Origin of the sequence: Agromyces lapidis (assembly GCF_009749405.1) — a bacterium.
Lineage (GTDB): Bacteria > Actinomycetota > Actinomycetes > Actinomycetales > Microbacteriaceae > Agromyces > Agromyces lapidis.
Window position 1 is genome coordinate 183,503 of sequence record NZ_WBIQ01000008.1, and the last position, 13,780, is coordinate 197,282.

Sequence of the window (13,780 nt, forward strand, 5' to 3'; positions counted from 1 at the left end):
GCGCTTCGATCGGGCGGGGAGGCGCGGTTGGACTCGCCCTCGGCGATCTGCTACCGTCCACCATATGACAGCGCTGTCTTATCAGGATCCGCCCCCGGCGACGACCGGCCCGTCGATCCCCGCCCCCCGCCCACGACTCATCGCACTCCCCACCGCGCTCGCCGTGCTGGCGTCGGTCCTCCTGCCCCTGGCCGGCCCGGCCGGCGCAGCACAGGCCGCGAGCGACCCGACCGACTACTCCCAGTACGTCAACCCGTTCATCGGCACCGAGGGCGACCACGGCCAGGACGGCCCCGGCGCATTCGCGCCCTACGGGCTGGCGACGGTCACCCCGACGACGAGCCCCGGGAACCACGTCGGGTACGAGTACACGGCCGGCACGCTCCGGGGCTTCACGAACATCGCGCTCGACGGCGTCGGCGGCGGAGGCGGAGCGGGCGACGTGCTCGTCGTGCCGACCTACCAGAGCTACACGACCAGGCCCTCGACGAGCAGCTACGACAAGGCGATCCGGAAGAGCGACGGCGCAAAGGACGAATCGGCGACGGCCGGCCTCTACCAGGTCGGCCTCGACGAGTCGGGGAAGCGGATCGACGCGCGGGTGACCGCCGCCACCCGCACCGGCGTTCACGACTACGCCTTCGACAGCGCGGGCCACGCCTCCCTCGTGATCGACCTGAAGCACACGGGCAACGGCCGCAAGGCGACCGACCTCGAGATCGGCGCGAGCGAGGACGGCAACACGACGATCGCGGGTTCCTTCACCGGCTTCTTCTACAACTCGGCGTACAAGCTCTACTACTACGCAGAGACCACGGTTCCGACCTCGTCGGTCCAGACGTGGGGCGCCGCCGGGCTCAGCTCCTCGGCGACCGAGCAGGACGGGACCGACATCGGGGCGGTGCTCAACTTCGAGGCCGCTGCGGGCGAGCACGTCGGCCTCCGGGTCACGCTCTCACCGATCAGCGCGCAGCAGGCCGAGCGCGACGCTGCCGTCGAGGTCGGCGGGAAGACCTTCGACGAGATCCGCGCCGCGACGAAGGACGCGTGGAACGATCGGCTCGGCAAGGTCGAGGTGGATGCCACGGCGACGAACGACCCGACGGGCGACCTCAAGACCCAGTTCTACACGCACCTCTACCGGCTCGCGAACACTCCGATGAACGCGACGTCGACGGACGGGACGTATCGGGGCGCCGACGGCGTCGTCTACCCGGCTTCGGGCTACACGCACTACGACTCGTGGTCGCTGTGGGACGACTTCCACAAGTACGCGGCCGTGGCCTCGGTGTACCCCGACGTCTATCGGGACGTCGTGCAGTCGCTCGTCGATCTCTACGCCGGCGTCGCCGCGAGCGGGAAGGGCTCGGTCGGCGGCCTGCTGCAGTCCGTGCCGACGGTGCGCTGGGAGCGCGCCCCCGTGGTCGTGGCCGATGCGATCTCCAAGGGCGTCGAGCTGCAGGGACTCGAGCAGGCGTATCCGGCGCTCGTGGCGCAGGCCGGGAGCTCGGCGAGCCTGACGAACCTGAACTCGGTGGGCGGCGGTCTGCTCGGATACTCCTACGACGCGTACGGACTGTCGGTCATCGCCGACGAGATCGGCGAGACCGCCGACGCCGAGCGCTACCGGGCCGAGGGCGCGCGCTGGGCGAAGGCGTTCGACGAGGACGCGTTGAAGAACGACAGCAACGCGAAGGCGGCGACCGGCGTCGCCGAGGGCGTCGACGAAGTCGGCCTCCTCATGCCGCGCGCGAGCAACGACGAGTCGGCGGACTTCGCGGTGAAGAACCCCGAGAGCTGGAGCAGCGGCCTCTACCAGGGCACCTTCTGGCAGTACAACTGGTACGACGCGCAGGACCTCGGCGGCATGGTCGAGCTCATGGGCGGCAAGCAGGACGCCGCGAAGGCGGTGAGCTACTTCTTCGGCGACCAGGCTCCCGACGACTGCTCCCGCAATCTCCATCTGTTCGCCAACGAGATCTCGGTGCACGCGCCGTTCCTCTACAACTTCGTCGGGCAGCCCGCGCGCACGCAGGACTGGACGTACCGGGCGGTCACCGAGCCCGTGTGCGTGCGGTACACCGCCGACGGCAGCGGCACGACGCCGTCGAAGCGCATGGTGTTCCAGAACGATCCCAAGGGGCTGCTCCAGACGATGGACAATGACGCCGGGACCATGTCCGGCTACTTCGTCTCGAGCGCCATCGGGCTGTACCCGGTGATGGCGGGGGGCGACTCGTTCCAGATCACCACCCCGATCTTCGACCGTACGACGATCCACTACCCGGGCGGCAAGGACTTCGCCGTCGAGGCCCCCGGCGTCAGCGCGACGAATCGGTACATCCAGAGTGCGACGCTCAACGGCCGGTCGCTGGACCGCACCTGGCTCACCGCGGCGGAGATGAATGCGGGCGGCGTGCTGCACTTCACGATGGGCGCGAAGCCGTCGTCGTGGGGAGCCGACGGCATCGCGGCCGAGTCGCTCAACGACCATGTCAGCAGTGCCCTCTACCACCCGGCGGACGCGATCTCCACGACGTCGCAGGTGTTCGAGGAGTCCGGTGCGAACGACGGCTCGATCGACGACGTGATCTCCGTGCACGTCAGCGATGCGACGTTCACGGGCGAGATCGGTTCCGACCTGACCTCGCAGATCGACGTCGCCGGCGTGCCGGCGGGCCTCACCCTCGTGGCGACGAAATCGGGGAAGGAGACGCTCGACCTGACTCTGGCAGGCGCGGCGGGGCATCACCTCGTCGATGACTCGACCGACGCCCTCGCCGTCACGCTCGCGCCCGGCGCCTTCTCCGGAACGGTTCCCAGTGCAGGCGAACGGGCGCTCGCGCTCAAGATCCGCTTCGACGGCCACCGCATCACGCCGAGTACGACCGCCATCACCGCCGACGCGAAGGGCGCCGTGCGGAGCACGATCGACCTCACGCTCAGCGGCGGCGCGACCTTCGCCGGCAAGAACCGCCCGGCGCTCTCGAAGGGAGCGCTCGCGTTCCCCGGCCTGGATGCCGGGATCACGGCCACCGTCAGGCGGATGAGCGACACCACGGCGCAGGTCACGTTCACGGGAAAGCCGGAGAGCGCGACGAGCACGCGCTTCACCGTGCTCGTCGCCGACTCCGCGCTCGAGGGCGCCACAGCGGCCCAGGTGACGGGCGCCGGAACGACGGCACTCGATCCGTTCACCGTCTCGCCCTTCTCGAGCACGCGCGCCGATCTGCAGACGCTGTACGACGACGCGCGCCTGGTGACCGCCGACGGCTACGCGGCGGCGACCTTCGCGGCGCTCGAGTCCGCGGTCGCGCGGGCGAAGGCGGCACTCGACGACGAATCCTCGTCGGAGCGCGCGTTGTCCACGGCGCTCGCGCTCCTGCAGGCTGCGGCCGACCGGCTCGCGATCGGCGGCGACAGCTATCGCATGCTGCAGGCCGAGGGGTACGACCAGTGGTCCGGCGGGTCGCTCAAGACCGAGGCGGGCGGCAGCGGGACCAACGTCGGCGGAGTCTCGCCGGGGGCGTGGCTCGCCTTCCGCGGGCTCGACTTCTCCGAGTCGCCGCTCGCGTCGGTGGTGGTCGACTACGCGCACAACCCCGGCTCGGCGTCGGCGAACTCCGCGGTCGAGATCCGCACCGGCTCGGCGACCGGTCCGCTGGTGAGCAGGATCGCGTTGCCGACCACGAACGGCTGGGCGAACTACACGGCGCTCACGCACACGTTCACCGCGGACGAGATCGCGAAGCTCGACGGCGTCAACGACGTGTACTTCGTGTTCACGGGCACCCTCGCCTCGGGCCAGAGCTGGATCGCGAACGTCGACTGGTTCCAGTTCCGGGCCGCCGCCGATGCCGTCGAGACCTCGAAGACGGTGCAGTTCGAATCGATCCGCGCCGGCTACGGCATGCTGAACGCCGCAGGCACCGGGCTCGTGGACGGCACCGACTTCTCGGGTGCCGACCTCAAGACCGAGGCCGGATCCGTCGGCGGCCAGCTCGCCGGCACGAAGAACGGCGCATGGATCCGCTACCGCGATGTCGACCTCGGAGCCCGCAGCGCGTCCACCTTGAGCGTGCGCTACGACGCGCCGTCGAGCAAGGTGCTCGACGGCAGGCTCGCCGTCTACGCCGATGCGATGTCCGGCGACCCGATCGCCACCGTCCCGCTCGCGCCCACCGGCTCGAGCTGGGGCACCTACGGCACGGCGAAGGTCGCGCTCCCGTCCGCGATCACCGGCGTCCACACGCTCTACTTCGCGCTCCAGAGCACGCCGACGCCGACCCAGCCCTACGTCGGCAACCTCGACTGGTTCGCGCTCGAGTACGACGTCGACAAGACGGCGCTGCACGACGCCATCACGAAGTACTCGCCGCTCGCCGCCGACGCGGGCCGGTACCTCGCGACGGAATTCGCGGTCTTCGCCCGCGCGTTCGACGCGGCGAAGGCCGTCGACGCGGCCGCCACCGCGACGTCGGGCGAAGTCGCCGAGGCGCTGCGAGTGCTGAACGCCGCCGGCCACCTGGAATGGAAGGTCGTGAAGCAGCTCGCCGACTGGCGCGCGAGGGCCGAGGCGATCGAGGCCGACGACGTCACGCCGGTGTCCTATCGCAAGCTCCAGAACGCGCTCGCCGCGGCTGACGAGCTCGATGCGGCCACGAGCACCCATGACGAGTACGTGGCGGCAGTGTCGCGCCTCGTCTGGGCCTACGACGGCCTGGTCGATGCGAGGCCGCACCGATGACCAGCAGGGGAGCAGAGCCCGGAAGCGGCCGGAGGCGGGAGGAGTCCTCCGTGCACGCGAAATGACCGTTCGGCGGGTCGGCGCTCGCGCCGGCCCGCCGAACACCCGTGTGCGCGAACCCGGTCGTACCGTCGACCGTTCGGGCATACGGAGCGCAATGCAGAAAGACCAGAGGGCTCGTCGATCCATCGGCGGCCCGGACAGAGAGAGCACCGTGACACGCAACCGGGTACCGACCATCGAACTCGGAGGAACCCACGTCGCCGTCGCCGTCATCGACGCCACCGCCCGCGCGATCGTCGACGGCAGCTATGCGGCCCGATCCATCGACTCGAGCGGAAGCGCCGCCGACCTCATCGACAGCATCGCCGCCTCGGCTCGCACGCTCGGATCCGATCACACCGGGCGCTGGGCGGTCGCGGTCCCGGGCCCGTTCGACTTCGACGCGGGTATCGCGCAGTACTCTGGTGTGGGGAAGTTCGATTCGTTGCACGGGGTCGACCTGCGCGCACGACTCGCCGATGCCCTCGACGCGGACCCGGCCTCGTTCACCTTCGTCAACGATGCGGACGCCTTCGCGCTCGGCGAGTACGCGGCAGGCGCAGCGCGCGGCCTGTCGAGGTTCTGCTGCATCACGCTCGGAACCGGCGTCGGGTCCGGGTGGGTGGTCGACGGCGAGCGCACGGACGGTGCCGCGCCCGAGGGCGAACTCCATCTGCTCGAGTTCGAGGGCCGGCGCATCGAGGAGCGGATGTCGCGGCGGGCGGTCCGCGCCGCCTACGCGCGACGAGCGCGGTGCGCGACGGCCGTGCCCGATGTCAAGGAGATCGCCGACCGCGCGCGCGGCGGCGACCCGATCGCGAGCGAGGTGCTCGAGGACGCGTTCTCCTTCCTCGGTCGCGCGCTCGACGGCCCGCTCGCCCGGTTCGATGCCGACGCGCTCGTCGTCGGCGGAACCATCGCTCGCTCATGGGACCTGCTCGAGCCGCCCCTCTCCGGCGGACTCGGACGAACGGGATTCCCCGTCCTCCGGGCGGAGCTCGGCCACGAGGCACCGATGATCGGTGCCGCGTTCGCGGCCGACGCGACCCTACTCAGCGCGCAGGGGCGCTGAATCGGAGCCGTGTCGTGCCGTCGATCGTCGGGGAGTGAGACGCATCGGCAGCACGACGTGCTCGACCGGGCGGGTGCGATCGCCGAGTCGTGAGACCGCCAGCCGGGCGGCGTGGTGCCCGACCGCTTCGACGTCGCCCGCGACGGTGGTGATCCCCATGACGCGTGCCCACTCCGGTTCGTCGATGCCGATGACGGCGGGGGCGTCGTCCGGTCCCGTGGCCGACAGCTCCTCGAGGACTCCGAGGAGGATCCGGTTGTTGCCCGCGACGATCGCCGTCGGCGGGTCGGGCAGCGCGAGCAGTTCGCGCGTTCGTGCGCGGGATGACGCGACATCGTGCGCATCGTCACGCAGAAGCTCCCGCCAGGACGAGGTCGCTCCATCGAGGACTGCGGCCATGCCCTCGAGCCGCTCGCGATAGGTGGGAAGCCACGCATAGTCGCCGACGAACGCGATCCGCGTGTGTCCGAGGTCGAGGAGGTGCTGGGCGGCGAGACGACCGCCCATCCGGTTGTCGAACACGACGGAGTCGGCATCGAGGTTGACCGCCGGACGGTCGACGAAGACCACCGGGACGCCGCGCGCCTGCACCTGTGCGTAGTCGGCGTGATCCGACATGGCCGAGACGACGACGAGCGCCTTGGTCTGGCGGCTCGCGAGGTCGTCGACGATGCGCCGCTCCTGCTCGGCGGACTCCCACGACGTCGCGACGGACAGGTGCATCCCCTGCTGTCGGATGTCGTCCTCCACGCTCTGGGCCAGCGCGGAGTAGAAGGGATTGGTGAAGTCCCCGGCGATGAGGCCGATCGACTCGACGAGGTGCCCGCTCGCGAGCAGGCTCGCCGCCGCATTGCGTCGATAGCCGAGGGCGTTCGCCGCGGCGAGCACCTTCGTGAGCGTCTCGTGGCTCACGTACTGTTCTCCGCCGAGCGCGCGTGACGCCGTCTTCAGGCTCACCCCGGCGCGGTCGGCGACCTGGGCGAGCGTGACTCGCGGTACCTGCTCGCGTGCGTCCTGCATGACCCTCCTGTGCGTTCGAGCAAGCACACACTATCCCCTGGGGCGGTCGCGCCGGCCGAGCCCCGCCCGGGCCGCCCGATCAGCCGGCGAGGAGCGTGCGGGCGATCTCGTCGAGGCTCGCGGGGGCGAGCTTGTAGTACGCCCAGGTGCCGCGCTTGCTCCGGGTGAGGAACCCGCTCTCGGTGAGGACCTTCAGGTGGTGCGAGACGGTCGGTTGGCTGAGGCCGACGGGCTCGATGAGGTCGCAGACGCAGGCCTCCTGCCCTTCGGAGGCGGCGACGATCGACAGCAGCCGCAACCGGGTGGGGTCGGCGAGTGCCTTGATGGTGCGGGCGAGCCGTTCGGCATCGACCGCCCCGAGCGGCTCGCGAACGAGCGGCGCGCAGCACGCGGCGGCGGAGACATCGGTGACCTCGAGCATCGCGACCATGCATCGATACTACTCGATATTGACAGCCGTCGATATTCGGTCCCATACTTGCTGCATCGAAGTCCATCGACAATCATCGATATCCAGGAGGATGCAGTGACGCTGCTCGACTTGACCGCCCGGCCCACGACCGACCACCCGCTGTCGACGTTGCCCGTGGCGATCGTGGGCGCCGGTCCGATCGGGCTCGCCGCGGCGGCGAACCTCGTCGAACGCGGCATCGACTTCGTCGTGCTCGAAGCCGGAGGCGGCATCGCCGACAGCGTGCGGGCCTGGGGGCACACGCGACTCTTCTCGCCGTGGAAGCACCTCGTCGACCCGGCATCGAGGCGACTGCTCGAGGCGGAGGGCTGGGTGCTGCCCGACCCCGAACGCGCCCCGTCGGGCCGAGACCTCGTCGACGCCTACCTGGCGCCGCTCAGCCGGCTCGAGCCGATCGCCTCGCGCATCCGCACCGGTGCCGAGGTGCTCGCGGTCAGTCGCGAGGGCATGGATCGCACGCGCACGACCGACCGCTCCACGACCCCTTTCCTCGTACGGCTCCGCACCGCGGCCGGCGTCGAAGAACTGACCGCTCGCGCCGTGATCGACGCCTCGGGCACGTACCGCACGCCGAACTCGCTGGGCTCGAACGGTCTGGGCCTGCTCGGGCTCGACGAGGTCGCCGACCGCGTGCAGCCGGCCCTGCCGGACGTGCTCGGGCGCGACCGCGCGACCTTCGCCGGACGGCACACGACCGTGGTCGGCGCCGGCCACTCGGCCGCGAACACGCTCCTCGGGCTCGTGCAACTCGCCCGCGACGTGCCGGGCACCCGGGTCACCTGGTTGATCCGCAACGCCCAGGCCGTTCGGGTGTCGTCGTCGGCCGACGACGAGCTCGCCGACCGGGCGAAGCTCGGCGGCCGTGTCGACGCCGCGGTGCGCCGAGGGGACATCCAGCTCGTCGACGGGTTCGAGATCCTCCGCGCCCGCCGCGCGGACGACGGCGTCGAACTCGTCGGGCAGCGCGGTGGAGGGCTTGCGGTGCACCCGACCGATCTCGTCGTCAACGCGACGGGTTTCCGGCCGAACCTCGACCTGCTGCGCGAGATCCGGCTCGAGCTCGACGAGATCGTCGAGGCCCCGAAGCGCCTCGCACCCCTGATCGACCCGAATGTGCATTCGTGCGGCACGGTCGAACCGCACGGTTTCGCCGAACTCACCCACCCCGAGCACGGCTTCTTCATCGTGGGCATGAAGTCGTACGGCCGCGCCCCGACCTTCCTCCTCGCGACGGGCTACGAGCAGGTGCGTTCGGTCACCGCCTGGATCTCGGGCGATCTCGCCGCCGCGACGAACGTCCAGCTCGTACTGCCGGCAACGGGGGTCTGCTCGACCGACCTCGGCGGCGCCTCGAGCTGCTGTTCGTCGAGCTCGGGATGCTGATCCGTCCGTCGCTTCTTTGATACAGCAACTGCTGTATCGTTTCCGACATGCTGACGCTGACCTCTCGCCTCGGCGTGATGAACCGGCTCGGTCGGGCCATGGCCGATCCCACCCGGTCGCGCATCCTGTTGACCCTGCTCGAGGGGCCCGCGTACCCGGCGGGTCTCGCCGATTCGCTGGCGCTGACGCGGCAGAACGTCTCGAACCACCTCGCGTGCCTTCGCGATTGCGGCATCGTCGTCGCCGAGCCCCGGGGCCGACAGAATCGATACGAGATCGCCGACCCCCACCTGTCGGCGGCGCTCGAGAACCTCGTGAGCGTCACGCTCGCCGTCGACGAGTCGGCCGAGTGCCTCGACCCGGCCTGCTCGGTGCCCGGCTGCTGCGAGGCATCCGCATGACGACGGCCATGACCGAGGAGCGCAGGGCGGTGCTCCACCGCCGCATCCGCTGGATCGTCGGCATCACGATCGGGTACAACCTCATCGAAGCCGCGGTCTCACTCACCGCGGGGGCCGCGGCATCGTCGGCCGCGCTGCTCGCCTTCGGGCTCGACTCGCTCGTCGAGGTGCTCTCGGCGGCGGCCGTCGCGTGGCAGTTCACCCGACGGGAGCCCGAGAGGTACGAGAAGCCGACGCTTCGGGTGATCGCGTTCGCCTTCTTCGCCCTGGCCGCTTACGTCGGCGCCAACGCGATCCTCACGATCGCGGGCCTCCTGCCCGAGGCCGAGCACTCGACGCTCGGGCTCGTGATCACCGCCCTGAGCGTGATCATCATGCCGTTCCTGTCGCTCGCCGAACGGCGCACCGGTCACGAGCTCGGCTCGGCGACCGCGGTCGCCGACAGCAAGCAGACGCTGATCTGCACGTACCTGTCGGCCGCGGTGCTCGTCGGGCTCGTGCTGAATTCGCTGCTCGGCTGGGCCTGGGCGGACTCCCTCGCCGCGCTCGTGATCGCCGTCTTCGCCGTCCGCGAAGGCATCGAAGCCTGGCGCGGCGACACCTGCGCCACCCCCATCGGCATGCTGCTCGAAGAAGATGACGAGCACGAGCACGAGCACGAGCACGAGCACGAGCACGGCTCGGAGCCGGCCGACCTCGGCGGCGGGCATCCCACGTGAATAGACTCGGGGAATGCCCGCCGTCGCCCCGCTCCCGCTCGATCTCACCGCCGACGCCGTCGCCATCACGCAGGCGATCTGCGACATCCCGAGCGAGTCCGGCGATGAGCGGCTCCTGGCCGACCTCATCGAGCGGGCGCTCGCCGGGGCATCCCATCTCGAGGTCATCCGCGACGGCGACACGGTCGTCGCCCGCACGAACCTCGGCCGCGAGCGCCGCGTGGTGATCGCCGGCCACATCGACACCGTGCCGATCAACGGCAACGTGCCCACCCGCTTCGAGACGATCGACGGCGTCGAATACCTGTGGGGGCGCGGCACGGTCGACATGAAGGCCGGCGTCGCCGTACAGCTGAAGCTTGCGCTCGAGCTCACCGACCCCATCGTCGACCTCACCTGGATGTGGTACGACCACGAAGAGGTCGCCGCGTCGCTCAACGGCCTCGGCCGGCTCTCGCGCACCCGCCCCGAGCTGTTCGCGGGCGACTTCGCGATCCTCGGCGAGCCCTCGAACGGGCAGGTCGAGGGCGGCTGCAACGGCACCCTCCGGGCCGAGGTGCGCACGAGCGGCCTGCGGGCGCACTCGGCGCGCAGCTGGGTCGGCGACAACGCCATCCACAAGCTGGCGCCGGCGCTCACCAGACTCGCCGAGTACGAGGCCGAGACCGTCGAGGTCGACGGGCTCGCCTACCGCGAAGGGCTCAACGCGGTGCTCGTGCGCGGCGGCATCGCGGGCAACGTGATCCCCGACGAGGCGGTGCTCACCGTGAACTACCGCTTCGCGCCGAGCCGCAGCGTCGAAGAGGCATCCGCCCTGGTCCGCGAGGTGTTCGACGGCTTCGACGTCGAGATCGTCGACAGCGCCGAAGGCGCCCGACCCGGTCTCGACGCTCCGCTCGCGCAGCAGTTCGTCGCAGCGGTCGGCGCAGAGGCGCGTCCCAAGTACGGCTGGACCGACGTCGCCCGCTTCAGCGCCCTCGGCATCCCCGCCGTGAACTTCGGCCCCGGCGACCCGCTGAAGGCGCACGCCGACGACGAGCGGGTGGCGATCGCGCAGATCGTCGACACCGAGCGGGCGCTGCGCGACTGGCTCACGGGTGCAGTCTGACCGTCGCATGAGCTCCGCGGCCGAAGCGCGCGAACCCGATCCGGATCGCGCCACCCGAAGCTCGCTGCGCGTGCGCTGGCGCCTCACCCCGTGGTGGGCGAAGGTCGCCGCCGTGTACCTCGCCGCGCGCGTGCTGACCACCGTCATGGTGCTCGACGTCGCCGGACGCCAGGGCCCCAACGCCTGGACCGGCGCCCAGCCGGGCTACTTCGACTTCGCGAACATCTGGGACGCCCGCTGGTACCAGATCATCTGGATCGCCGGCTACCCCCGCGAACTGCCCGTCGGCGACAGCGGCCACATCGCCGAGAACGCGTGGGCGTTCATGCCGCTCTTCCCGCAGCTGACCGGGGCCGTCACCTGGCTCGGGCTGCCGTGGAACATCGCCTCGGTCGCCATCGCGGTGCTCGCGGGCCTCGGCGCCGCACTCGTGTTCCACCGTCTGATGTCACGCTTCCTCGAACCCGATCGCGCGCTCTTCGCCGTGGTGCTGTTCTCGATCGCGCCCGTCTCGCCGATCATGCAGTTCGGCTACGCCGAATCGCTCGGGTTCCTGTGGCTCGCGCTCGCCCTGCTGCTGCTCGTCGATCGGCGCTACGGATGGCTCGTGCCCGTCGTCGCGGCGTGGTCGTTCACGCGGCCCGGGGCGCTCGCCTTCGCCCTCACGCTCGCACTGCACTTCATCTGGCGCTGGTGGCATCGCGCCCGCGACCCGTTCCCGATTCGGGAGCAGCTGCTCGTCATCGCCGTGGGCCTCTTCACCGCCGCCGTCGGCTTCGCCTGGCCGCTGATCGTGTGGGCGGCAACGGGCGTGCCCGACGGCTACACCGCGACCGAGCTGGCCTGGCGGGCCGGGTACATCGGCTACCAGGAGCTCGTGCCGTTCACCGCCTGGTTCCAGGGCGGCGCGTGGTGGGCGAACTGGGTGGGGCTGCCCGCGTGGTTCGGCATGGGCGCGGTCGTCGTGGTCGTCGCCACGCTCGCGGTAGTGCTGTTCCTCCCCGCCGTGCGGCGTCTCGGCGTCGACATCCGCTTCTGGCTCGCGAGCTACGCGCTGTACCTGCTCGCGGTGTTCTTCCCGCAGTCGTCGACCTTCCGCATCGTCTCGCCGATGTTCCCGATCGTGGGTGCGCTCGCGGTGCCGCGCGCCCGGTGGTACCGCTGGTCGATCGTGTTGCTGTTCATTGCGCTGCAATACGCGTGGATCGCGCTCGTCTGGCGCATCGACGCGTACGACTGGACGCCGCCCTGATCGGGGCAGGAATCCTGACTTTTCGCGCGGTGAACGCGTCGGTGAACACCCGGTCGCCGGCCGGCGGACGGCCGGCGAATACCCCCGACGGGTTATCCACATTTTCGGGGTGATTTCCCAGCACCGCCGCAGATGGCCGATAATGGAATCTCAGCCACGAAAGGGGAGCTCAATGGCGGCCATGAAGCCACGCACCGGAGACGGGCCTATGGAGGCTGTGAAGGAGGGTCGACTCATCATCGTGCGCGTGCCGCTCGAAGGTGGCGGTCGTCTCGTCGTCTCGGTGAACGACGCTGAGGCCAAGGAGCTCTACGACGTCCTCGGCGGCGTCGTGAACCCTGCCTGAGTCACGCATCACGACTGCGAGCCCCGAGGACGCTCTCGGGGCTCGAGTCGTTTAACCGATCGCGTCAGCTCGCGTCAGGCGCCGAGCTTGACGATCTGCAGCAGACCCTCGCCCGCGGGTGAGATCGCCGTCGCCACCGCCGTCGACGGAGCCAGCTCCGCGATGAGCGTGCGGAACGCGCTGGCAGCCTCGTCACGCTTGGCCGGGTCGGCGACACGGCCCTTCCAGAGGGCACGGGCCACGAGCACGCTGCCGCCGGGCTTCGCGAGGCGCAGGCCGTGCTCGGCGTACTCGATCACCGACGGGGCGTCGGCGTCGATGAAGACGATGTCGTAGGAGCTCTCGTTCATGCGGGGGAGCACCTCGCTCGCACGCCCGGCGATGAGTCGAACGCGCGCCGCCGCTATGCCGGCGTCGGCGAAGTGTTGGCGGGCGTGCTGCTGGTACTCGTTCTCGGTGTCGATCGAGGTCAGCAGCGCATGCCGGGCGGCCTGCAGCATCCAGAGCCCCGAGACGCCGACGCCGGTGCCGACCTCGATGATCGAACTCGCGCGCGACGCGGCCGCGATGACGGCGAGCTGCGCGCCGACCGCGGGGGAGACCGGCTCGACTCCGAGCTCGAGGGACTGCTGGCGCGCCTTGACGATCGGCTCGGACTCGACGACGGACTCGTCGGCGTACTTCCAGTTCAGGTCGTGATCGGACACGTGGCGGCTCCCTGGTGGCTCTCTCAGCACCCAAGCCTAAGGGCCGCGGCGGGTGGCGTTCGCATGCCTCGCCGCCGACTATCCTGTAGGCATGTTCGGTCTGACGTTCGAGAAGCTCCTCATCATCGGGGTGATCGCCGTCTTCCTGCTCGGCCCCGAGCGTCTGCCGCACTACGCCGCGCAGCTCGGCCGGCTCGTGCGCTCGCTCCGCGACATGGCGAGCGGCGCGAAGGACCGCATGCGCGAGGAGATGGGTCCCGACTTCGACGACGTCGACTGGAAGAAGCTCGATCCGCGTCAGTACGACCCCCGCCGGATCATCCGCGAAGCACTCACCGACGTCGACCCCTTCGCCGAAGAGGCCGCCGCCGCGCCGGTCGTCGCACGGGCCGCCGTCAACGAGAACTCGGCCTACCTGCAGCGCAAGCGCAAGCGCGAGTCGCTCGGTGCCGACGAGCCCGCACCCTTCGACTCCGAGGCCACCTGACCCGACCGGTCGGGATGCCTCGCG

General features: G+C 70.4%; 12 protein-coding genes. 9 read left to right on the plus strand and 3 right to left on the minus strand.

The genetic code is table 11. From position 1 onward, the window contains the following. Positions 1-64 precede the first annotated feature (64 nt). The gene (locus GQQ93_RS13710; RefSeq protein WP_157424798.1) at positions 65-4,747 is read left to right on the plus strand and encodes a GH92 family glycosyl hydrolase; all 4,683 of its coding nucleotides are present in this window, start codon (positions 65-67) and stop codon (positions 4,745-4,747) included. Positions 4,748-4,961: 214 nt separating this feature from the next. Further along, positions 4,962-5,861: an ROK family protein gene (locus tag GQQ93_RS13715; RefSeq protein ID WP_212277342.1), complete on the plus strand. Its 900-nt coding sequence runs from the start codon at positions 4,962-4,964 to the stop codon at positions 5,859-5,861. On the opposite strand, the gene GQQ93_RS13720 is transcribed toward GQQ93_RS13715, so the two are convergent. After that, the gene (locus tag GQQ93_RS13720; protein WP_157424800.1) at positions 5,838-6,881 is read right to left on the minus strand and encodes a LacI family DNA-binding transcriptional regulator; all 1,044 of its coding nucleotides are present in this window, start codon (positions 6,879-6,881) and stop codon (positions 5,838-5,840) included. The two genes, GQQ93_RS13715 and GQQ93_RS13720, sit on opposite strands and share 24 nt — an antisense overlap. Before the next feature lie 79 nt (positions 6,882-6,960). Then, entirely contained in the window at positions 6,961-7,311 is a 351-nt protein-coding gene (locus tag GQQ93_RS13725) for an ArsR/SmtB family transcription factor (RefSeq protein ID WP_157424801.1), read from the minus strand. Positions 7,312-7,407: 96 nt separating this feature from the next. On the opposite strand from GQQ93_RS13725, the gene GQQ93_RS13730 reads away from it, so the two are divergent. The 6 genes from GQQ93_RS13730 to GQQ93_RS13755 all read left to right on the plus strand — a co-directional run bounded on the left by GQQ93_RS13730 (position 7,408) and on the right by GQQ93_RS13755 (position 12,562). Then, entirely contained in the window at positions 7,408-8,736 is a 1,329-nt protein-coding gene (locus GQQ93_RS13730; protein ID WP_157424802.1) for an NAD(P)-binding domain-containing protein, read from the plus strand. Between the two features lie 47 nt (positions 8,737-8,783). After that, on the plus strand, positions 8,784-9,137 hold the full coding sequence (cmtR, locus tag GQQ93_RS13735; protein WP_157424803.1) for a Cd(II)/Pb(II)-sensing metalloregulatory transcriptional regulator CmtR: 354 nt from the start codon (positions 8,784-8,786) through the stop codon (positions 9,135-9,137). After that, complete coding sequence (locus GQQ93_RS13740; RefSeq protein ID WP_157424804.1) at positions 9,134-9,856, plus strand: cation efflux transmembrane domain-containing protein; 723 nt, start codon at positions 9,134-9,136, stop codon at positions 9,854-9,856. Before cmtR ends, GQQ93_RS13740 begins: the two co-directional genes overlap by 4 nt. A gap of 13 nt (positions 9,857-9,869) precedes the next feature. After that, complete coding sequence (gene dapE / locus GQQ93_RS13745) at positions 9,870-10,964, plus strand: succinyl-diaminopimelate desuccinylase (protein ID WP_157424805.1); 1,095 nt, start codon at positions 9,870-9,872, stop codon at positions 10,962-10,964. Positions 10,965-10,971: 7 nt separating this feature from the next. Next, the gene (locus tag GQQ93_RS13750; protein WP_157424806.1) at positions 10,972-12,216 is read left to right on the plus strand and encodes a hypothetical protein; all 1,245 of its coding nucleotides are present in this window, start codon (positions 10,972-10,974) and stop codon (positions 12,214-12,216) included. Between the two features lie 172 nt (positions 12,217-12,388). Further along, positions 12,389-12,562 carry a DUF3117 domain-containing protein gene (locus GQQ93_RS13755; protein WP_067875042.1) on the plus strand — a complete coding sequence of 58 codons (174 nt, stop codon included), beginning with the start codon at positions 12,389-12,391 and terminating at the stop codon, positions 12,560-12,562. 74 nt (positions 12,563-12,636) lie between these two features. Here GQQ93_RS13755 and GQQ93_RS13760 read toward each other — a convergent pair whose 3' ends face one another. Next, positions 12,637-13,269: an O-methyltransferase gene (locus GQQ93_RS13760; RefSeq protein WP_157424807.1), complete on the minus strand. Its 633-nt coding sequence runs from the start codon at positions 13,267-13,269 to the stop codon at positions 12,637-12,639. Between the two features lie 91 nt (positions 13,270-13,360). Here GQQ93_RS13760 and GQQ93_RS13765 point away from each other — a divergent pair, with 91 nt between their 5' ends. Further along, entirely contained in the window at positions 13,361-13,756 is a 396-nt protein-coding gene (locus tag GQQ93_RS13765; protein ID WP_157424808.1) for a sec-independent translocase, read from the plus strand. Positions 13,757-13,780: the final 24 nt, after the last annotated feature.

Bases quoted from the DNA above. Each gene is read 5' to 3' on its own strand.
- cmtR (WP_157424803.1), top strand. From the start codon at position 8,784: ATGCTGACGCTGACCTCTCGCCTCGGCGTGATGAACCGGCTCGGTCGG.
- GQQ93_RS13750 (WP_157424806.1), top strand. From the start codon at position 10,972: ATGAGCTCCGCGGCCGAAGCGCGCGAACCCGATCCGGATCGCGCCACC.
- dapE (WP_157424805.1), top strand. From the start codon at position 9,870: ATGCCCGCCGTCGCCCCGCTCCCGCTCGATCTCACCGCCGACGCCGTC.
- GQQ93_RS13740 (WP_157424804.1), top strand. From the start codon at position 9,134: ATGACGACGGCCATGACCGAGGAGCGCAGGGCGGTGCTCCACCGCCGC.
- GQQ93_RS13710 (WP_157424798.1), top strand. From the start codon at position 65: ATGACAGCGCTGTCTTATCAGGATCCGCCCCCGGCGACGACCGGCCCG.
- GQQ93_RS13720 (WP_157424800.1), bottom strand. From the start codon at position 6,881: ATGCAGGACGCACGCGAGCAGGTACCGCGAGTCACGCTCGCCCAGGTC.
- GQQ93_RS13765 (WP_157424808.1), top strand. From the start codon at position 13,361: ATGTTCGGTCTGACGTTCGAGAAGCTCCTCATCATCGGGGTGATCGCC.
- GQQ93_RS13755 (WP_067875042.1), top strand. From the start codon at position 12,389: ATGGCGGCCATGAAGCCACGCACCGGAGACGGGCCTATGGAGGCTGTG.
- GQQ93_RS13725 (WP_157424801.1), bottom strand. From the start codon at position 7,311: ATGGTCGCGATGCTCGAGGTCACCGATGTCTCCGCCGCCGCGTGCTGC.